A 17,375-nucleotide genomic window follows, 5' to 3' on the forward strand; every position below is an offset into this window, starting at 1 on the left:
AGAAGCTCATGAAAGCCGCAGATGTTCGCGCCCTGAGCGCCGACCAACTCAAGGACGAGCTTGCCAAGCTGAAGAAGGAGCAGTTCAACCTGCGCTTTCAGAAGGCGACTGGCCAGCTCGAGAAGTCCTCGCGCATCAACGAAGTCCGCAAGGACATCGCTCGCGTAAAAACCATTGCCCGCCAGAAGGCGGCAGAAGCAAAGGCCTAAAGGAAAAATAACATGCCGAAGCGCATTCTGCAGGGCGTCGTGGTCAGCGACAAGAACGAGAAGACGGTAGTTGTCCGCGTTGAGCGTCGTTTCGCTCACCCGCTGCTCCAGAAGACCGTTCGTCGTTCCAAGAAGTACAAGGCTCACGACGAAAACAATCAGTACAAGACCGGCGACGTCGTTTCCATCGAGGAATGCGCGCCGATCTCCAAGGATAAGACCTGGACGGTCGTTTCCGCCCAGTCCAAGTAACAGAATTTCGCTCAGGCCCTTGCGCTTGGGCGAAATATCTGTATGAAGCACGAGCTTGGAAGCAGGACGCTCGCGAACGGGCGTTCTTTTGCTTTATTGATGGCCGGCAGAGGCGACCCGTTGCGGTTCCGAAGCCCAGGCATAATCAGACAAGACACTAGTCCATAAGCCGGGGTAGGGGGTCGATTGGCCCAACCATTCCGGTAACAACAAGAAGGCGACCTGACATGATTCAGATGCAAACAAACCTCGACGTGGCGGATAATTCCGGCGCACGTCGTGTCATGTGCATCAAGGTGCTGGGCGGCTCGAAGCGCAAGTATGCCTCGATCGGCGACGTTATCGTCGTTTCGATCAAGGAAGCTATTCCGCGCGGCCGTGTGAAGAAGGGTGACGTGATGAAGGCGGTTGTTGTTCGTACCGCCAAGGACATCCGTCGTCCGGATGGCAGCGTCATCCGCTTCGATACCAACGCAGCAGTCCTCATCGACAACAAGAAAGAGCCGATCGGCACCCGTATCTTCGGACCGGTTCCGCGCGAACTTCGCGCCAAGAACCATATGAAGATCATCTCGCTGGCTCCAGAAGTACTGTAAGGAGCGGAGCGATGCAGAAGATCCGTAAAGGCGACAAGGTTGTCGTATTGACCGGTAAGGACAAGGGCCGTACCGGCGAAGTCATTCAAGTGCTGCCGAAGGAAGACCGTGCGGTCGTTCGTGGCGTCAACGTCATCAAGCGCCATCAGCGCCAGACGCAGAACCAGGAAGCCGGCATCATCAGCAAGGAAGCCCCGCTTCACCTGTCCAACATTGCGATCGTCGACAAGGACGGCAAGCCGACCCGCGTCGGTTTCAAGGTTGTGGATGGCAAGAAGGTCCGTGTGGCCAAGACCTCGGGAGAAGTGATCGATGGCTGAGGCAAAGTACGAGCCGCGGCTCAAGAAGGAATATGTTGCTCGCATCCGCGCAGCCATGCAGGAGCAGTTCTCCTACGCTAACGAGATGCAGATCCCGAAGCTGGACAAGATCGTGATCAACATGGGTGTTGGCGAAGCGACGGCTGATTCGAAGAAGCCGACAGTTGCTGCTGCCGACCTGGCGGCCATCGCTGGCCAGAAGCCGGTCATCACCCGCGCACGCAACTCCATCGCTGGCTTCAAAGTCCGCGAAAATATGCCGATCGGCGCGAAGGTTACCCTGCGCGGCGCCCGCATGTATGAGTTCCTGGATCGTCTGGTCAACATCGCGCTTCCGCGCGTTCGCGACTTCCGCGGCCTGAACCCGAAGAGCTTTGACGGTCGTGGCAATTTTGCCATGGGCATCAAGGAGCACATTGTGTTCCCTGAGATCAACTACGACAAGGTTGATCAGATGTGGGGCATGGACATCATCGTTTGCACGACGGCGACGACCGACGACGAAGCACGGGCTCTTCTGAAAGAGTTCAACTTCCCGTTCCGTCAATAACCGTAACGACGAGCGTAGAAAAGGAACCCTGATATGGCGAAGACAAGCGCAGTTGAAAAGAACAAGCGCCGCCGCAATACGGTTGCCAACCAGGCCGCGAAGCGGGCTGCTCTCAAGGCAATCATCATGAACCAGTCTCTCTCTATCGAAGACCGGTTCAAGGCCACTCTGAAGCTGGCATCGCTCCCGCGCGATGGATCGAAGACCCGTATTCGCAACCGTTGCGAAGTGTCTGGCCGTCCGCGCGCCTACTACCGCAAACTGCGCATGTCGCGTATCGCGCTGCGTGAACTCGGCAATCTCGGCAAGGTGCCGGGTATCGTCAAGTCCAGCTGGTAAGGAGCAGATTAGATGTCTATGACTGATCCTTTGGGCGATATGCTCACCCGCATCCGCAATGGCGCTTCGCGCCGCAAGTCGTCGGTTTCGACGCCTGCGTCCAAGCTCCGTGCACGCGTTCTCGATGTGCTCCAGGCTGAAGGCTACATCCGTGGCTATTCCGTCGTCGATTTCGGCAACGGCAAGTCTGAGCTCAACATCGAACTCAAGTACTACGAAGGCGCATCGGTGATCCGCGAGATCGGCCGTGTGTCCAAGCCGGGCCGCCGAGTTTATGTCTCGGTCAAGTCCATTCCGCAGGTCGCGAACGGTCTCGGCATCACCATCCTTTCGACCCCGAAGGGCGTGATGGCCGATCACCAGGCTCGCGAACAGAATGTTGGTGGCGAGGTTCTCTGCTCGGTCTTCTAAGATCGGACAGAGATATCTCCTTCGAAACAGACAGGTTTGAAAAATGTCTCGTATCGGTAAGAAGCCCGTTCAGGTACCTGCAGGGATCACGGCCACGGTTGATGGCCAGAAAGTGACTGCCAAGGGCCCCAAGGGCGAGCTGTTTTTCGTCGCTAACGACGAAATCGGTCTCAAGCTGGAAAATAATGCAATCGTCGTGACGCCGCTCAACGACTCCAAGGATGCTCGCGCAAAGTGGGGCATGTCCCGCACGATGATCGAGAACATCTTCAAGGGTGTTAAGGACGGCTACGAGCGCAAGCTCGAAATCAACGGCGTCGGCTACCGTGCCTCTATGCAGGGCAAGAACCTGCAGCTGGCGCTCGGCTTCAGCCACGACGTGATTTATCAGCCGCCGCAAGGCATCACCATTGCTGTGCCGAAGCCGACGGAAATCGTCGTCACCGGCATCAACAAGCAGCAGGTTGGCCAGGTTGCCGCTGAAATCCGCGAATACCGCGGTCCTGAGCCCTACAAGGGCAAGGGCGTTAAGTATGCCGAAGAGCGGATCGTCCGCAAAGAAGGCAAGAAGAAGTAAGGAACACGCGAAATGGCTAGCAGGAAAGAAGCACTTGCGCGTCGCGCCAACCGCGTGCGCCGCCAAATCAAGTCGGTGGCCAATGGCCGTCCGCGCCTGTCGGTTCATCGCTCGTCGAAGAACATCTACGCTCAGATCATCGATGATGTGGCTGGCAAGACCCTCGCGGCTGCCTCCACCCTCGACAAGGATCTGCGCGGTTCTCTGAAGACCGGTGCCGATACCGCCGCCGCAGCCCTCGTTGGCAAGCTCGTTGCAGAGCGCGCCTCCAAGGCCGGCGTGAAGGAAGTCGTGTTCGATCGCGGCGCTTTCATCTATCACGGCCGTATCAAGGCCCTGGCTGAAGCAGCCCGCGAAGGCGGCCTGACCTTCTAATCAGATTTCCGGCCGGTGATCTCAAGGATGCCGGCCGGATATTCACCGGACCGCAAATCTCCGTGGGGAGATTGATGCGGTCTTCGTTTTGTTTGCCCGTTGCACCCGGAAAAGAAAAAGGAAGAGGACAATGGCACAGGAAAAGAGGGCTCCGCGGGAAGACCGTCAGAGCCGTGAAGAGCGCGACAGCGAATTCGTCGACAAGTTGGTCGCGATCAACCGCGTCGCCAAGGTTGTTAAGGGTGGCCGTCGCTTCGGCTTCGCCGCTCTCGTCGTCGTTGGCGACCAGAAGGGCCGCGTAGGCTTCGGCCATGGCAAGGCACGCGAAGTGCCGGAAGCCATCCGCAAGGCAACCGAAAGCGCCAAGCGCGACATGATCTTCGTACCGCTGCGCGACGGCCGTACGCTGCATCACGACGTTCATGGCCGTCATGGCGCCGGCAAGGTTCTGCTGCGCTCGGCCAAGGTCGGTACCGGTATCATCGCCGGCGGCCCGATGCGCGCCGTTTTCGAAACGCTCGGCGTTCATGACGTCGTTGCCAAGTCGACCGGTTCGTCGAACCCGTACAACATGGTTCGCGCCACGTTCGACGCCCTGAAGCACCAGGTTCACCCGAAGGACATCGCAGCTCAGCGCGGCATCAAGTATGCCACCCTGCAGGCTCGCCGCGCCGCTTCGGGCAACGCCTCCGAAGAATAAGGGAGTTTGACCTATGGCCAAGACGACCAAGAAGGCTGAAGCTAAGGCGACCGTTACGGTCGAGCAGATTGGCAGCCCGATCCGCCGTCCGGATGTTCAGCAGAAGACGCTGATCGGTCTCGGACTGAACAAGATGCACCGTCGCCGCACGCTGGAAGATACCCCGGCTGTTCGTGGCATGATCCGTGCTGTCCAGCATCTCGTTCGCGTTGTCGACGAGAAGTGAGCCGGAGGTAATTCGCTATGAAACTGAATGAAATCAAGGATAACGAAGGCTCGACCCACAGCCGCAAGCGCCTCGGCCGCGGCATTGGCTCCGGCTCCGGCAAGACCGGTGGCCGTGGTGTGAAGGGTCAGAAGTCCCGTTCGGGCGTTGCGATCAACGGCTTCGAAGGCGGTCAGATGCCCATCTACCGTCGTCTGCCGAAGCGCGGCTTCAACAACATCTTTGCATCCGACTACGTTGTCGTATCGCTGGCACGCATCCAGGCTGCCGTCGATGCCGGCAAGCTCGATGCCAAGAGCACTGTTGATGCAGCAGCCCTCAAGGCTGCCGGCGTTATTCGCCGCGTCAAGGACGGCGTTCGGGTTCTCTCGGACGGCGAACTGAAGGCGAAGCTTGCTCTTGAAGTTGCAGGCGCTTCCAAGTCCGCAGTCGAGAAGATCGAAAAGGCTGGCGGTTCCGTCAAGCTGCTCGCTGCTGCCGCAGAATAATATTATCAACAATCGCCCGAAGTGACTTCACTTCGGGCGATTTTGCTCCCATATGTGAGCCTCACGAATCTGATCGATGCGGCAAGTGTCTTTCCGATCGATAACGGGAACCAAGGGTGAGGCGCCCGATTGCAGCGCAATCCGTCCGAAGCCCGGCTTTTGAACAATTTACAGACCGATTCCGGACTCGGCCGACTATGCCGGAATTGGTGATGCGGAGATTTGCATGGCTTCTGCAGCGGAACAATTGGCGTCCAACCTCAATTTTTCGACCTTTGCCAAAGCCGAGGATCTCAAGAAGCGCCTGTGGTTTACCCTCGGCGCTCTCCTCGTCTACCGGCTCGGCACCCACATTCCGCTTCCTGGCCTCAATCCTGCCGCCTATGCCCAGGCTTTCCAGAATCAGTCGGGCGGCATTCTCGGTCTCTTCAACATGTTCTCGGGCGGCGCCGTGCAGCGCATGGCGATCTTCGCGCTCGGCATCATGCCCTATATCTCGGCCTCGATCATCGTTCAGCTGATGACCTCGGTTGTTCCCTCGCTCGAAAACCTGAAGAAGGAAGGTGAGCAGGGCCGCAAGATCATCAACCAGTACACCCGCTACGGCACGGTGCTGCTCGGCGCATTGCAGGCCTATGGCATTGCGATCGGCCTGGAGCATGGCAACGGCGTCGTCGTCGATCCCGGCTGGTTCTTCCGCATTTCCACCGTCATCACGCTGCTCGGAGGTACCATGTTCCTGATGTGGCTTGGCGAGCAGGTGACGTCGCGCGGTATCGGCAATGGCATCTCGCTGATCATCTTCGCTGGTATCGCCGCAGGTCTTCCGACTGCGCTCGCCGGCACTCTTGAACTTGGCCGCACGGGCGCGCTTTCCACGCCCCTTATTCTCGCCGTGCTGGTCGTCGCCATTCTGGTCATCGCGCTCATCGTCTTCGTCGAGCGCGCGCAGCGTCGCCTTCTGATCCAGTATCCGAAGCGCCAGGTTGGCACGCGGATGTTCCAGGGCGATACGTCACACCTGCCGCTGAAGCTCAACACCTCGGGCGTCATCCCGGCGATCTTCGCGTCGTCGCTGCTTCTGCTGCCGGCAACCGTCGCCGGTCTCGGCAACAACACCGCGCTTCCGGCTTGGGTAACGTCCATCGTTGCTGCGCTCGGCCATGGACAACCCGTCTACATGGTGCTCTACGCCGCTCTGATCGCCTTCTTCGCCTTCTTCTACACGGCACTTGTCTTCAATCCGAAGGACACGGCCGACAATCTGAAGAAGCACGGCGGCTTCATTCCCGGTATCCGTCCGGGCGAGCGCACCGCCGAATATATCGATTACGTGCTGACCCGCATCACGGTCATCGGCGCGATCTATCTTGTCTTCGTCTGCATCCTGCCCGAAATTCTCGTATCCCAGACAGGTATTCCCTTGTCTCTGGGTGGCACTTCGCTTCTGATCGTGGTTAGCGTAACGCTGGATACGGTGGCGCAGATTCAGGGTCACCTGATCGCACAGCAATATGAAGGCCTGATCAAGAAATCGAAGTTGCGTGGAGGAAAGAGGGGGCGATGAGACTTATACTTTTAGGGCCGCCGGGAGCAGGTAAGGGGACCCAGGCCCAGCGCATCGTGGAAAAATATGGCATTCCGCAGCTTTCCACAGGCGACATGCTGCGCGCGGCCGTTCAGGCGGGCACGGAAGTCGGCAAGCGCGCCGACGCCCTGATGAAGGCTGGCAAGCTTGTTCCGGACGAGGTGGTCAACGCGATCGTTTCCGAGCGTATCGACCAGCCGGATTGCGCAAGGGGGTTCATTCTCGACGGCTTTCCGCGCACGCTGGTGCAGGCGGATGCAACCGAAAAGATGCTCAATGCGAAAGGCCTCGAGCTTTCCGTCGTTATCGAGCTCAAGGTCGATGATGCCGAACTGATTCGCCGCGTCTCAGGCCGCTATTCCTGCTCGAACTGCGGCAGCGTCTATCACGACACTGACAAGGTTCCCGCAAATGCGGGTGTCTGCGACAAATGCGGCTCGACGCATTTCAAGCGCCGCCCTGATGATAATGCCGAAACCATGGCGACCCGTCTTCAGGTCTACTACAAGGAGACCTCGCCGCTGATCGGTTACTACTATGCCAAGGGCAAGTTGCAGAGCATCGACGGCATGGCCGATATCGAGCATGTGACCGAAAGCATAGAGGCTATCCTGGCTAAGCTTTAGATAGCCTAAAATAAACTTGCCGGAGCGGTTGCTTTTTTGCGCTGATTCCGCTAAACACCGCGCCAACTCGCGACATGCCATGCGATCGGCGCGGATTTCCAACGGGAAGTCCGGGTACGGTCGTTTTGACATGTGGCGGACATACATTGAACAAGCAGCTCCCGGGCTGCATAACAAGACCCTTTGCCAAGGCAAGAGGAATGCAAGGAGAACAGGCGTGGCTCGTATCGCTGGCGTCAACATCCCGACTGCAAAGCGCGTAGTTATTGCGCTTCGTTACATTCACGGGATCGGACCGAAGTTTGCACAGGAAATCTGCGAGAAGGTCGGTATTCCGGCCGAGCGTCGCGTCAACCAGTTGACCGATGCTGAAGTACTGCAGATCCGCGAAACCATCGACCGTGACTATCAGGTCGAGGGTGATCTGCGTCGCGAAACCGCGATGAACATCAAGCGTCTTATGGACCTGGGTTCTTACCGTGGCCTGCGTCATCGCCGCGGCCTGCCGGTTCGTGGCCAGCGCACGCACACCAATGCCCGCACCCGCAAGGGTCCGGCAAAGGCGATCGCCGGTAAGAAGAAGTAATTTCCGGGCAACCGGATTTGGGAGGCTGGCGGTCCGCCGGCCTCTTTTGAGTTTGAAGCGGTGCTCCATGGGTGCCGCTTCGGTGTAGCCGCTGGGATTACGGCGGTGCAGAGATCCAAGAAAGGACTAACATGGCCAAGGAAGCCGTCCGCGTTCGTCGTCGCGAGCGCAAGAATATCACGTCGGGCGTCGCACACGTCAACTCGACCTTCAACAACACGATGATCACCATCACCGACGCACAGGGCAACGCGATTGCCTGGTCGTCCGCTGGTGCCAAGGGCTTCAAGGGTTCGCGCAAGTCGACCCCGTTCGCCGCCCAGATCGCTGCCGAAGACTGCGCCAAGAAGGCTCAGGAACACGGCATGAAGTCGCTCGAAGTTGAAGTTTGCGGTCCGGGCTCCGGTCGTGAATCCGCTCTGCGCGCGCTCCAGGCTGCTGGTTTCATGATCACGTCCATCCGCGACGTGACCCCGATCCCGCACAATGGTTGCCGCCCGCGCAAGAAGCGTCGCGTCTGATCATCGCCACTCACGACACCGGCCGGGGGAGATGCGCCCGGCTTGGTGTTACTCAAGCTCGGTTGCCACGATTGGATGGTGGCAACGAACGGAAGGCAAAAACATGATTCAGAAAAACTGGCAGGAACTGATCAAGCCCAACAAGGTCGAGTTCACCTCGAGCGGCCGCACCAAGGCAACGCTCGTGGCCGAACCGCTGGAGCGTGGCTTTGGTCTCACCCTCGGCAACGCGCTGCGTCGCGTTCTGCTGTCCTCTCTGCGCGGTGCCGCTGTGACGGCCGTGCAGATCGACGGCGTATTGCATGAGTTCTCCTCTATCCCGGGCGTCCGGGAAGACGTGACGGACATCGTGCTGAACATCAAGGAAATCGCCATCAAGATGGACGGCGATGACAGCAAGCGCATGGTCGTCCGCAAGCAGGGCCCAGGCGTCGTAACGGCTGGCGACATCCAGACGGTCGGCGATATCGAAATCCTCAACCCCGAGCATGTCATCTGCACGCTCGACGAGGGCGCCGAAATCCGCATGGAATTCACCGTCAACAACGGCAAGGGCTATGTGCCCGCCGAGCGCAATCGTGCGGAAGACGCTCCGATCGGCCTCATCCCGGTCGACAGCCTCTATTCGCCGGTCAAGAAGGTGTCCTACAAGGTTGAAAATACCCGCGAAGGACAGGTTCTCGACTACGACAAGCTGAGCATGTCGATCGAAACCGACGGTTCGATCAGCGGTGAAGATGCCGTCGCTTTCGCGGCTCGCATCCTCCAGGATCAGCTTGGCGTGTTCGTCAACTTCGACGAGCCGCAGAAGGAAGCCGAAGAAGAAGCAGTCACCGAACTCGCTTTCAACCCGGCGCTCCTCAAGAAGGTGGACGAGCTGGAACTGTCCGTTCGCTCGGCAAATTGCCTGAAGAACGACAACATCGTCTACATCGGCGACCTCATTCAGAAGACCGAAGCAGAAATGCTCCGCACGCCGAATTTTGGTCGCAAGTCGCTGAACGAAATCAAGGAAGTTCTCGCTTCCATGGGCCTGCACCTAGGCATGGAAGTGCCGGCATGGCCGCCCGAGAACATCGAAGATCTCGCCAAGCGATACGAAGACCAATACTAACCAATCAAACTGCGGGCGAACGATGCCTGCAAGTGAAGGAGAATAGCCATGCGCCACGGTAAAGCCGGCCGCAAGCTGAATAGAACCGCTAGCCATCGTAAGGCGATGTTCGCCAACATGGCAGCTTCGCTCATCACCCATGAGCAGATCGTCACCACGCTCCCGAAGGCGAAGGAAATTCGCCCGATCGTCGAGAAGCTGGTAACCCTCGGCAAGCGCGGCGACCTGCACGCTCGTCGTCAGGCCATCTCGCAGATCCGCGACGTCGCCGTCGTTTCGAAGCTGTTCGACGCGATCGCAACCCGCTACGCCACCCGCAACGGCGGCTACCTGCGTATCATGAAGGCCGGCTTCCGCCAGGGCGACAACGCCGCTCTCGCAGTCGTCGAGTTCGTCGATCGCGACGTCAACGCCAAGGGCGCAGCCGACAAGGCTCGCGTTGCCGCTGAAGAAGAAGCCGCAGCCGCTTAAGGCTAAGCTTCGGATCAGAAATTGAAGGCCGGATGAGCGATCATCCGGCCTTTTGTCGTTTCCGCGACCGGAGCGGCCTTTCAATCTCCCTGATTGCTTTGGAGTATCACAATCGGCCCTGCCGAGTCGCAGGCGGCTCAGGTGCATCAGAGCAGGGAGCGTCGTGGGACATGCAGCGAAAATTGACGCGTGACAGACTGCTGCTGTTCGTGGCGCTGATGGTGACCATCGCCGCCGGTCTTGCATTGCGGCGCTATGGCTATGCGCTGAACCTGCCTTTCGCGATCGTCAAATATGGCGGCTCGTTATTGTGGGGAGCGATGGTCTATTGGCTCCTGGCGGCAATATTCGTGTCTTCGGCACGTTTCAGGATTGCCATGGCGGCGCTGCTCGTCGCGGTCGCCGTAGAGCTTTTCAGGCTTTGGCACACGCCTGATCTTGACGCCTTTCGATTGACTGCCGCCGGAGCCCTGTTGCTGGGCAGGGTATTCTCGCTCTGGAATATCGTCGCCTATGCCGCCGGCATCGCGCTGGCGTTGGCGATCGACTGCGCACTGTCGAAGCCCAGACTGTTGTGAAGAGGCAAAACGCCAGGGCGGGGCTCATTCAGCCGCAGCGGCCAGCCTGCGCGTTGGTTCGCTATGATGAAGATGAACGGCAAGGGTGTCCCAGGGCGGTGTAATGGAAAGCTGCGCCAGAAGCCGACCGATCTCGCCCCTGTGGTAGCCTCCATGCGTGACGACATGGAGGAGCATCTCCCAGCGCGTCATGCAGCCCTTGTCGCCATCCGTGAAGACGAACGGCGCTGGAGCTGACAGAAGCTCCGAGTCGGCGGTTTCGAGATAGGTCAGATACCATTGATCCGAAGCCGTCAGCGCCGCGCGAAGATCGGGCAGGGATGGCGTCTCCGGCGTATTGTCGTCCGTGTAGCCGTGCTCCCTTCCGGTGAGATGCGCCGCGAATATGCGGCCGACGACCAGCGAGTGGTTCATCAGGCGTATGGAGAGATGACGTTCCCTGCCGTGGCGATCGGGATCGAGGCGACCGACAGCGTCGAGCAATTCCTCGTTCGCCCAGGCCTGATAGCGGAACAGAGTTTGCAGCAATGATATTTCGCTCATGATGAAACACCTTTCGTCATTCGATGAAATGCGAGTAATCTGTTCACATTTTCATGGAATGGGCGGCGCATGTCTACTCGCATTAAGAAACCGCGTACGCCGATGCGAAAAGAGCCGAGCCAAGCGCGTTCGCGGGCAACGGTCGATGCGATTGTCGAATCGGGTGCTCGCGTTTTAGGGGAGCGCGGATGGGCCGGCTTCACGACCAATACTGTCGCGGCGGTTGCCGGTATCAGCATCGGCTCGCTTTATCAGTATTTCCCTGACAAGCTTTCCTTGGTGGAAGCCGTCAGGCGTCGTCATTTCGATGAGGTCCTTATGGTCATGCGCAAAGCGATGGCCGGCGCACTGCCGTTGCCGCAGCGCGCGGAGGCGCTCGTGCAAGGCATGATCGACGCTCACAATGTGAACCCGGAGCTTCACAGGGTGCTGCTGGATGAGGCGCCGGGCCACGATGGTTCGAGGGTGGCGCACGATGCCTTCCTGGCCGAATATCACGCTCACTACAAAGCTTTCGTTGCCACGCATCGCAATGACCGCAACGGCCCCTCCGACGATGTCCTTGCGCAGCTGCTATCTGGTGCGGTGGAAGGAGTGATCCACGGCGCAGCTCGAAAGCATGTGCTGGACTCGCCGGAACTGAAGCGGGAGCTTGTCAGAATGATCTGTTCCTATCTGAGCAACGCCGATCGCTGAAAGAGGGGTCGAGTGGCTGGGCCTATCTCCACGCCTGCAATCTCGGCCTCCTTACCGTCTTGGTTATCGCTGAGTGCATAGCTGCTTTCCCATTTGGAATAGCGCTTTCGATAATAATAATTTGAATCCTAATTAGTTTAGTGCTAATAGGTTCTCATGAACTCGTCAAACGCTCTACAACGCCTCTTCACCGCAAACCTGCTGACCACCGGCCGCCAATGGCGGCGGGCCGTCGATCTCGCGCTGAGCTCCCATGGCATATCCGAGGCGGTGGCCGCGCCGCTGCTTTGGATCGGCCGCCTGGGAGGAGGCGTGCGGCAGGTGGTGCTCGCCACCTATGTCGGCATCGAAGGCCCGTCTCTGGTTCGGCTGATCGATCAGCTCGAAAGCATGGATCTTGTCATCCGCAAGGATGATCCGACGGATCGGCGCGCGAAAGGCCTGTGGCTGACGCCGGAAGGCGAAAAGCTGGCCTCCCGCATGGAAGACGTACTTGATGAGCTGCGTGGCAAGATCCTCGCCAATGTCGACCCCGCGGATATCGAAGCCGCGGTTCGCGTCCTGAAGGCTTTCGAGGAGTTTGAGGCATCCAAGGCCGCCGAACCGGAGCCGGAGAAGGTCTCATGAGCATTCCATCCTGGCGCGAGTGGTTATTTTCCGTCAAGGCCTTCATGGCTGCGATCATGGCGCTGTTCATCGCCTTGTCGCTCGATCTGCCGCGGCCCTATTGGGCGATGGCCGCCGTTTATGTGGTCGCCAATCCTCTTGCCGGCGCAACCAGCTCCAAGGGGCTTTACCGCGCGCTCGGCACCCTTATCGGTGCCACCGCATCGGTGATCCTCATCCCGCTCTTCGTCAACGCGCCGGAACTGCTTTCGATCGTTGTCGCGCTATGGACCGGCACCTTGCTGTTCATCTCGATGCTCGACCGCACGTCGCGCAGCTATGTCTTCATGCTGGCCGGCTATACGTTGCCGCTGATCGCGCTGCCGACCGTCGGCTCGCCCGAAACCATTTTCGATGTCGCGCTTGCCCGTTCGGAAGAGATCATTATTGGCATTGTCTGTGCAAGCGTGGTTAGCGCCGTCGTCTTTCCGAGCAGCGTCGGCACCGTGCTCGGCCAGCGCATAGGGTCCTGGCTTGATGATGCCGGCACCTGGGCCGACGAGATCCTGCGCGGCGAGGGCGCTTCGCCGGCAACGCCCTTGAAGCGGCAGAAGCTTGCTGCTGACGTTTCCGGCCTGGATCTCGTCATCAGCCAGTTGCGCTATGATGCCGGCAGCCGCGACATCGTCAGGCATTCGCGCGAACTGCGCGGCCGCCTGCTGATGCTGCTGCCGCTCTTCTCCTCCCTTGCCGATCGGCTGCACGCCTTGAAGGCCGGCGGCAAGCCGCTACCGCAGGAATTGCTCGTTGTTTTGAACGAGGTGGCCGACTGGCTGGGGCAGGGTGGTCGCGGCAAGACCGATGACACCGCTGAGACCTTGTCGCGGAAGATCGAGGAATTGCAGCAGAACGATCTCGATATCGGCTGGGACGACCTCGTCCGGTCGAGCGCTCTCGCGCGCCTCAAGGAAATTGTCGATTTATGGCAGGATTGCCTGACATTGCGCGCTCAGATCGTTTCGGGGCAGCAGGTCGGCACCTGGCGCCCCGCCTTCCGCTACCGCAATGTCGTCGGCCGCAGCAGGCATTATGATTACGCCCTGCTTGCCTTCTCGGCCGGTAGCGTCATCGCCGGAATTGCCGTCGCCTGCTTCTTCTGGATCTATTCCGGCTGGGCGGATGGCGCCGGCTTCATCGCCATGGTGGCCGTTGCCTGCTCGTTTTTCGCCGCGCTCGATCGTCCCGCGCCCTTCATCACCACCATGTTCATCTGGACTGCGGTGAGTCTGGTCATCGCCTGCGTCTATATCTTCGGCGTGTTGCCGTCGATTTCCGGCTTCGAGATGCTGGTGCTGGTCTTTGCGCCGCCCTTCCTGGTGATGGGCATCCTGATTACCCGCCCGCAGACCAACATGCTCGGCATGCTGCTGGCGGTGAACGGCGCAAGTTTCATCGCGCTGCAGGATCGTTACACCGCCGATTTCGCCAGCTTCACCAACAGTGCGATCGCCGCTCTGGCCGGTGTTGGCTTCGCCTTGGTCTGGACTCTGCTTACCCGCCCATTCGGCTCCGAGCTTGCCGCCTGGCGGCTGGTGCGGGCCGGCTGGAGAGATCTGGCCGAAACTGCCGCCGGTATCCGCCGTGCCGATCATGAACGCCTCTCAGGCCGCATCCTCGACCGCCTGGGCCAGCTTGTCCCCCGCCTTGCAGGCATCGAGGACCGCGAACTGAAAAAGGTCGACGGTTACGCCGATGTCCGTCTCGGCTTCAACGTGCTGATGCTTCAGAAAGAGCGTGGCCAGCTGAAGCCGGCTGCCGCCGCATCGGTCAGCGAAGTCCTGATCGGCGTATCGGATTTCTATCGTTCGCGGCTGAAGGCAAAACGGGCCGTGGATCCGGCCGACGAACTGCGTGTGTCGATCGACCATAGCCTCGAAGCCGTCGCACAGGAAAAGCGGCAATCCAGTCGGGCGAGCCTTGATGCGCTCGTCGGTCTTCGCCGGGCGCTTTTCCCCCACGCCGAGCCGCCGGCGAGCTGGCGGCCACCGCTATCCGATACAACTCAACCCCATTCCATTGCCGCCGAGTAATATCATGCCCGCAGAATTCGATCTCTATGGCGTCTATATCCCGCGCCTTCTCGTTCTCATGCTCCTGACGCTGTTTGTCGTCATCATCCTTCGACGCCTGCTCGCATGGATCGGAGTCTACACTCTGGTCTGGCATCGCGGTCTTTTCGATCTCGCGCTTTACGTCCTGCTGCTCGGCGCCGTCTCCTCAGTCTCCCGTTGGTATTTCACATGAACGCGTTCAAACTCATCGGCCGTGTGGCCGTCACTCTCATCTTCGTTATTGCCGCCGTCTATGTCGGCCGCCAGCTCTGGGGCCATTACATGGATGAACCATGGACGCGCGATGCGCGTCTCAGGGCCGATGTCGTCGGCATCGCCCCCGATGTCTCCGGTCTCGTGAGCGAGGTCCTCGTCAAGGACAACCAGACCGTCAAGAAGGGCGATGTCCTCTTCCGCGTCGATCGCGATCGTTTCGCCATCGCTCTCGAACAGGCGGATGCAGCCCTTGCAAGCAGCAAGGCGGCTCTCGAGCAGGCTCAGCGCGAAAGCGCACGCCAGGCGCGCCTTGGGGATGCCGCCTCCCTGCAGCAGAAGGAGCAGGCGCTGACCACCGTGCAGCAGGATGAAGCTGCCGTTCGTCAGGCGACGGCCAATCGCGAACTCGCCCAGCTCAATCTCGACCGCTCCGAAGTTCGCGCCACCGTCAACGGCACGATCTCGAACCTCAGCCTGCGTCCGGGCGACTATGTTTCAGCCGGAACCGCAAAGGTAGCTCTGATCGACAGCGATTCCCTGCGCGTCGAAGGCTATTTCGAAGAAACCAAGCTGCCGCGCATCCAGATCGGCGACGAAGTTCATATCCATCTGATGGGGCAGGCCGAGAAGCTGACCGGTCATGTCGAGAGCATCGCTTACGGCATCGAGGACCGCGAGCGCACCTCCGGCAGCCTGCTAGCCAACATAACGCCGACCTTCAGCTGGGTACGCCTGGCGCAGCGTGTGCCGGTGCGCATCGCACTCGACAAGGTACCCGATGGCACGAAGCTCATCGCCGGCCTCACGGCGACCGTCGAAGTGCGGGAACAGGGCCAAGCCAAGATCGCCAGCGCTGCGGAATGACTTCGCTTGAAAGGTAGAGCGGCCGCCGTCAGGCCACTCTGGAACTAAAGGCCGCAGCTGGCTTGCGTGCTGCCCGCCGCCTCTCCATCATGATCGGCCGGTAGGATCTGTAGAGAATCATGGCGATCAGCAGGCCGATATAGATGAACTGCTCTACGGACAACACCTTGGTCGATAGCGCAAAGTGTAGAGCGCCGCAGGCGGCGATGATGTAGACGAGGCGATGCAGCCAGATCCATTTCTTGCCGAGACGCTTGATCGAGAAGTTGTTCGAGGTCACGGCCAAGGCCAGCAGCATGACGAGTCCCGCCATGCCGAACATGATGAAAGGCCGCTTCAATACATCATCGATGACGGCCTGCACGTCCAATGCCTGGTCGAGAACCATATAGACCGTCAGATGCATCAGCGCGTAGTAGAAGCAAAGCAGGCCGAGCGCGCGGCGATAGCGCAGATAGTTCCAGCCGAAGAGATCGCGAAGCGGCGTGACAGCAAGCGTCAGCAGCAGAAAGCGGATCGCCCATAGTCCCAGGAAGAGCTCGAACGTCTTCACCGCGTCGGCGCCGAGCTGATCCGTTGCCCCGAGATAGAATTCCCAGGCGGCCGGTAAAAGCCCGACAACGTAGAGCGCCCAGACGGAGGCGGGTTGCCAACGTTTTGGGAGAGCGAAGGAGAGGGCCATCAGAAATTCACCCTGAGATCCATGCCGCTATAGAGGCTGGCAACCTGATCGGCATAGCCGTTGAAGGGCAGGGTGGGGCGGCGGTTGGAGCCGAAGAAGCCGCCTTCGCCTATGCGCCGTTCGGTCGCCTGGCTCCAGCGCGGATGATCGACAGCCGGATTGACGTTGGCATAGAAGCCATATTCCTGGCTGTTGGTTGCCTGCCATGTGTTCAGCGGCTGCTTGTCGGTGAGCGTGATGCGGACAATCGATTTGATGCCCTTGAAGCCGTACTTCCACGGCACGACGAGCCGGATGGGCGCGCCATTCTGATTCGGCAGGGTCTCGCCATAGAGGCCGACGGCGAGCAGCGTCAGCGGATTGCGCGCCTCGTCGAGACGCAGGCCCTCGACATAGGGCCAGTTTAGAGATTGCAGGAGGCCAGATTGCCCCGGCATTTCTTCCGGCCGCACAACAGTTTCGAAGGCAACATATTTGGCGCTGCCCTGCGGCTCCACCTTGTCGAGCAGGGCCGAAAGCTGGAAGCCGTCCCATGGAATCACCATCGACCAGGCTTCAACGCAGCGCATGCGATAGACGCGCTCTTCGGGGGGAAACTCCTTGATCAGCGCGTCGACATCGAACGTGCCGGGCTTGTTGACCATGCCATCGACCTTGATCGTCCAGGGACGCGGCTTGAACTTACCCGAGAGGCTGGCCGGATCGGACTTGTCGAGGCCGAATTCGTAGAAATTGTTGTAGGTGGTGACGTCCTTGAGCGGCGTCAGCTTCTCATCGACCGTGTAATTGCTCTTGGTCGCCGTCAGGGCTTCGGCCAGCGCCGCCTTGCCGCCGATCGCCGCCACGCCGATACCGGCCGCTGCCGTCGTCAGGAACTCGCGACGCTTCAGATAAATCGAGCGGGGTGTAATTTCGGAGGATGCGATTTTCGGCGGGCGATAGGCGGCCATGGAACAATTCCTTTATGCGATAGCAGCTTCGATATGAGCGATACGCAGCGGACGCAGGTTTTGTTACACTCTTAGGCCGGCATTTCTTTGGAAGTGAAAGCAACTTTTTGTGTGCGCTTGTGATCGGGCTGTTTCGTTCCCAACTTTGGTCGAGCGACTTGTTCGCCCGGACGTGGCCCT

The 17,375-nt window shown here is 59.6% G+C and carries 27 protein-coding genes; 24 read left to right on the forward strand and 3 right to left on the reverse strand.

The genetic code is table 11. The features are described 5' to 3' along the window. Positions 1–8: 8 nt before the first annotated feature. From rpmC to I8E17_RS05725, 19 genes are all read left to right on the forward strand, one after another. Positions 9–209: a 50S ribosomal protein L29 gene (rpmC, locus tag I8E17_RS05635; RefSeq protein ID WP_007690763.1), complete on the forward strand. Its 201-nt coding sequence runs from the start codon at positions 9–11 to the stop codon at positions 207–209. Between the two features lie 12 nt (positions 210–221). After that, complete coding sequence (gene rpsQ / locus I8E17_RS05640; RefSeq protein ID WP_069611899.1) at positions 222–461, forward strand: 30S ribosomal protein S17; 240 nt, start codon at positions 222–224, stop codon at positions 459–461. A gap of 227 nt (positions 462–688) precedes the next feature. Continuing rightward, positions 689–1,057 (forward strand): 50S ribosomal protein L14, encoded by a 369-nt coding sequence (gene rplN, locus I8E17_RS05645; RefSeq protein WP_003573790.1) that lies wholly within the window; start codon positions 689–691, stop codon positions 1,055–1,057. Between the two features lie 11 nt (positions 1,058–1,068). Next, a complete protein-coding gene (gene rplX / locus I8E17_RS05650) occupies positions 1,069–1,377 on the forward strand; it encodes a 50S ribosomal protein L24 (protein WP_069611900.1) in 309 nt (102 codons plus the stop codon). Next, a complete protein-coding gene (gene rplE / locus I8E17_RS05655; protein WP_069611901.1) occupies positions 1,370–1,927 on the forward strand; it encodes a 50S ribosomal protein L5 in 558 nt (185 codons plus the stop codon). The genes rplX and rplE overlap by 8 nt, the downstream gene beginning before the upstream one ends. Before the next feature lie 33 nt (positions 1,928–1,960). Then, positions 1,961–2,266: a 30S ribosomal protein S14 gene (gene rpsN / locus I8E17_RS05660; protein WP_004118406.1), complete on the forward strand. Its 306-nt coding sequence runs from the start codon at positions 1,961–1,963 to the stop codon at positions 2,264–2,266. Positions 2,267–2,278: 12 nt separating this feature from the next. Next, entirely contained in the window at positions 2,279–2,677 is a 399-nt protein-coding gene (gene rpsH / locus I8E17_RS05665) for a 30S ribosomal protein S8 (RefSeq protein ID WP_015339607.1), read from the forward strand. 43 nt (positions 2,678–2,720) lie between these two features. After that, entirely contained in the window at positions 2,721–3,254 is a 534-nt protein-coding gene (gene rplF / locus I8E17_RS05670; protein WP_069611902.1) for a 50S ribosomal protein L6, read from the forward strand. 12 nt (positions 3,255–3,266) lie between these two features. Continuing rightward, positions 3,267–3,629 carry a 50S ribosomal protein L18 gene (gene rplR / locus I8E17_RS05675; protein ID WP_069611903.1) on the forward strand — a complete coding sequence of 121 codons (363 nt, stop codon included), beginning with the start codon at positions 3,267–3,269 and terminating at the stop codon, positions 3,627–3,629. Between the two features lie 130 nt (positions 3,630–3,759). Further along, positions 3,760–4,329: a 30S ribosomal protein S5 gene (rpsE, locus tag I8E17_RS05680; RefSeq protein ID WP_004118414.1), complete on the forward strand. Its 570-nt coding sequence runs from the start codon at positions 3,760–3,762 to the stop codon at positions 4,327–4,329. A 13-nt stretch (positions 4,330–4,342) separates the two neighbouring features. After that, complete coding sequence (gene rpmD, locus I8E17_RS05685) at positions 4,343–4,555, forward strand: 50S ribosomal protein L30 (RefSeq protein ID WP_007690786.1); 213 nt, start codon at positions 4,343–4,345, stop codon at positions 4,553–4,555. Between the two features lie 17 nt (positions 4,556–4,572). Further along, on the forward strand, positions 4,573–5,043 hold the full coding sequence (gene rplO, locus I8E17_RS05690) for a 50S ribosomal protein L15 (protein ID WP_069611904.1): 471 nt from the start codon (positions 4,573–4,575) through the stop codon (positions 5,041–5,043). A gap of 226 nt (positions 5,044–5,269) precedes the next feature. Further along, positions 5,270–6,610: a preprotein translocase subunit SecY gene (gene secY / locus I8E17_RS05695; protein WP_069611905.1), complete on the forward strand. Its 1,341-nt coding sequence runs from the start codon at positions 5,270–5,272 to the stop codon at positions 6,608–6,610. Continuing rightward, on the forward strand, positions 6,607–7,257 hold the full coding sequence (locus tag I8E17_RS05700) for an adenylate kinase (RefSeq protein WP_069611906.1): 651 nt from the start codon (positions 6,607–6,609) through the stop codon (positions 7,255–7,257). Before secY ends, I8E17_RS05700 begins: the two co-directional genes overlap by 4 nt. A gap of 217 nt (positions 7,258–7,474) precedes the next feature. Then, positions 7,475–7,843 (forward strand): 30S ribosomal protein S13, encoded by a 369-nt coding sequence (gene rpsM / locus I8E17_RS05705; protein WP_004118424.1) that lies wholly within the window; start codon positions 7,475–7,477, stop codon positions 7,841–7,843. 131 nt (positions 7,844–7,974) lie between these two features. Then, complete coding sequence (gene rpsK / locus I8E17_RS05710; RefSeq protein ID WP_004118426.1) at positions 7,975–8,364, forward strand: 30S ribosomal protein S11; 390 nt, start codon at positions 7,975–7,977, stop codon at positions 8,362–8,364. 103 nt (positions 8,365–8,467) lie between these two features. Beyond that, positions 8,468–9,478, forward strand: coding sequence for a DNA-directed RNA polymerase subunit alpha (locus tag I8E17_RS05715; protein ID WP_047634789.1), 1,011 nt, complete (start codon positions 8,468–8,470; stop codon positions 9,476–9,478). A 48-nt stretch (positions 9,479–9,526) separates the two neighbouring features. Continuing rightward, positions 9,527–9,949 carry a 50S ribosomal protein L17 gene (rplQ, locus tag I8E17_RS05720; protein WP_069611907.1) on the forward strand — a complete coding sequence of 141 codons (423 nt, stop codon included), beginning with the start codon at positions 9,527–9,529 and terminating at the stop codon, positions 9,947–9,949. Positions 9,950–10,119: 170 nt separating this feature from the next. Next, entirely contained in the window at positions 10,120–10,527 is a 408-nt protein-coding gene (locus I8E17_RS05725) for a DUF2809 domain-containing protein (RefSeq protein WP_176727999.1), read from the forward strand. Between the two features lie 24 nt (positions 10,528–10,551). Here the strand turns inward: I8E17_RS05725 and I8E17_RS05730 are convergent, their stop codons facing one another. Beyond that, on the reverse strand, positions 10,552–11,070 hold the full coding sequence (locus tag I8E17_RS05730) for a DinB family protein (RefSeq protein ID WP_069611908.1): 519 nt from the start codon (positions 11,068–11,070) through the stop codon (positions 10,552–10,554). Between the two features lie 69 nt (positions 11,071–11,139). On the opposite strand from I8E17_RS05730, the gene I8E17_RS05735 reads away from it, so the two are divergent. The 5 genes from I8E17_RS05735 (at position 11,140) to I8E17_RS05755 (ending at position 15,563) form a co-directional block, all read left to right on the forward strand. Beyond that, positions 11,140–11,766 (forward strand): TetR/AcrR family transcriptional regulator, encoded by a 627-nt coding sequence (locus tag I8E17_RS05735; RefSeq protein ID WP_083258144.1) that lies wholly within the window; start codon positions 11,140–11,142, stop codon positions 11,764–11,766. Between the two features lie 156 nt (positions 11,767–11,922). Continuing rightward, on the forward strand, positions 11,923–12,393 hold the full coding sequence (locus I8E17_RS05740) for a MarR family transcriptional regulator (RefSeq protein WP_069611910.1): 471 nt from the start codon (positions 11,923–11,925) through the stop codon (positions 12,391–12,393). After that, positions 12,390–14,462, forward strand: a complete 2,073-nt coding sequence (locus tag I8E17_RS05745; RefSeq protein WP_069611911.1) for an FUSC family protein — start codon at positions 12,390–12,392, stop codon at positions 14,460–14,462. Before I8E17_RS05740 ends, I8E17_RS05745 begins: the two co-directional genes overlap by 4 nt. A 4-nt stretch (positions 14,463–14,466) precedes the next feature. Then, positions 14,467–14,676, forward strand: coding sequence for a DUF1656 domain-containing protein (locus I8E17_RS05750; RefSeq protein WP_015339618.1), 210 nt, complete (start codon positions 14,467–14,469; stop codon positions 14,674–14,676). After that, the gene (locus I8E17_RS05755; protein ID WP_069611912.1) at positions 14,673–15,563 is read left to right on the forward strand and encodes an HlyD family secretion protein; all 891 of its coding nucleotides are present in this window, start codon (positions 14,673–14,675) and stop codon (positions 15,561–15,563) included. Before I8E17_RS05750 ends, I8E17_RS05755 begins: the two co-directional genes overlap by 4 nt. 28 nt (positions 15,564–15,591) lie before the next feature. Here the strand turns inward: I8E17_RS05755 and msrQ are convergent, their stop codons facing one another. Then, entirely contained in the window at positions 15,592–16,248 is a 657-nt protein-coding gene (gene msrQ / locus I8E17_RS05760; protein WP_113366411.1) for a protein-methionine-sulfoxide reductase heme-binding subunit MsrQ, read from the reverse strand. Next, entirely contained in the window at positions 16,245–17,195 is a 951-nt protein-coding gene (msrP, locus tag I8E17_RS05765; protein ID WP_069611914.1) for a protein-methionine-sulfoxide reductase catalytic subunit MsrP, read from the reverse strand. The genes msrQ and msrP overlap by 4 nt, the downstream gene beginning before the upstream one ends. Between the last annotated feature and the right edge of the window lie 180 nt (positions 17,196–17,375).

Source organism: Rhizobium sp. AB2/73 (assembly GCF_020871915.1).
GTDB lineage: Bacteria > Pseudomonadota > Alphaproteobacteria > Rhizobiales > Rhizobiaceae > Rhizobium > Rhizobium dioscoreae.

Excerpts from the sequence above, each read along its gene's own strand:
- rpmC (WP_007690763.1), top strand. The coding sequence starts at position 9 with ATGAAAGCCGCAGATGTTCGCGCCCTGAGCGCCGACCAACTCAAGGAC.
- rpsQ (WP_069611899.1), top strand. The coding sequence starts at position 222 with ATGCCGAAGCGCATTCTGCAGGGCGTCGTGGTCAGCGACAAGAACGAG.
- rplN (WP_003573790.1), top strand. The coding sequence starts at position 689 with ATGATTCAGATGCAAACAAACCTCGACGTGGCGGATAATTCCGGCGCA.
- rplX (WP_069611900.1), top strand. The coding sequence starts at position 1,069 with ATGCAGAAGATCCGTAAAGGCGACAAGGTTGTCGTATTGACCGGTAAG.
- rplE (WP_069611901.1), top strand. The coding sequence starts at position 1,370 with ATGGCTGAGGCAAAGTACGAGCCGCGGCTCAAGAAGGAATATGTTGCT.
- rpsN (WP_004118406.1), top strand. The coding sequence starts at position 1,961 with ATGGCGAAGACAAGCGCAGTTGAAAAGAACAAGCGCCGCCGCAATACG.
- rpsH (WP_015339607.1), top strand. The coding sequence starts at position 2,279 with ATGTCTATGACTGATCCTTTGGGCGATATGCTCACCCGCATCCGCAAT.
- rplF (WP_069611902.1), top strand. The coding sequence starts at position 2,721 with ATGTCTCGTATCGGTAAGAAGCCCGTTCAGGTACCTGCAGGGATCACG.
- rplR (WP_069611903.1), top strand. The coding sequence starts at position 3,267 with ATGGCTAGCAGGAAAGAAGCACTTGCGCGTCGCGCCAACCGCGTGCGC.
- rpsE (WP_004118414.1), top strand. The coding sequence starts at position 3,760 with ATGGCACAGGAAAAGAGGGCTCCGCGGGAAGACCGTCAGAGCCGTGAA.
- rpmD (WP_007690786.1), top strand. The coding sequence starts at position 4,343 with ATGGCCAAGACGACCAAGAAGGCTGAAGCTAAGGCGACCGTTACGGTC.
- rplO (WP_069611904.1), top strand. The coding sequence starts at position 4,573 with ATGAAACTGAATGAAATCAAGGATAACGAAGGCTCGACCCACAGCCGC.
- secY (WP_069611905.1), top strand. The coding sequence starts at position 5,270 with ATGGCTTCTGCAGCGGAACAATTGGCGTCCAACCTCAATTTTTCGACC.
- I8E17_RS05700 (WP_069611906.1), top strand. The coding sequence starts at position 6,607 with ATGAGACTTATACTTTTAGGGCCGCCGGGAGCAGGTAAGGGGACCCAG.
- rpsK (WP_004118426.1), top strand. The coding sequence starts at position 7,975 with ATGGCCAAGGAAGCCGTCCGCGTTCGTCGTCGCGAGCGCAAGAATATC.
- I8E17_RS05715 (WP_047634789.1), top strand. The coding sequence starts at position 8,468 with ATGATTCAGAAAAACTGGCAGGAACTGATCAAGCCCAACAAGGTCGAG.
- rplQ (WP_069611907.1), top strand. The coding sequence starts at position 9,527 with ATGCGCCACGGTAAAGCCGGCCGCAAGCTGAATAGAACCGCTAGCCAT.
- I8E17_RS05725 (WP_176727999.1), top strand. The coding sequence starts at position 10,120 with ATGCAGCGAAAATTGACGCGTGACAGACTGCTGCTGTTCGTGGCGCTG.
- I8E17_RS05730 (WP_069611908.1), bottom strand. The coding sequence starts at position 11,070 with ATGAGCGAAATATCATTGCTGCAAACTCTGTTCCGCTATCAGGCCTGG.
- I8E17_RS05735 (WP_083258144.1), top strand. The coding sequence starts at position 11,140 with ATGTCTACTCGCATTAAGAAACCGCGTACGCCGATGCGAAAAGAGCCG.
- I8E17_RS05740 (WP_069611910.1), top strand. The coding sequence starts at position 11,923 with ATGAACTCGTCAAACGCTCTACAACGCCTCTTCACCGCAAACCTGCTG.
- I8E17_RS05745 (WP_069611911.1), top strand. The coding sequence starts at position 12,390 with ATGAGCATTCCATCCTGGCGCGAGTGGTTATTTTCCGTCAAGGCCTTC.
- I8E17_RS05750 (WP_015339618.1), top strand. The coding sequence starts at position 14,467 with ATGCCCGCAGAATTCGATCTCTATGGCGTCTATATCCCGCGCCTTCTC.
- I8E17_RS05755 (WP_069611912.1), top strand. The coding sequence starts at position 14,673 with ATGAACGCGTTCAAACTCATCGGCCGTGTGGCCGTCACTCTCATCTTC.
- msrP (WP_069611914.1), bottom strand. The coding sequence starts at position 17,195 with ATGGCCGCCTATCGCCCGCCGAAAATCGCATCCTCCGAAATTACACCC.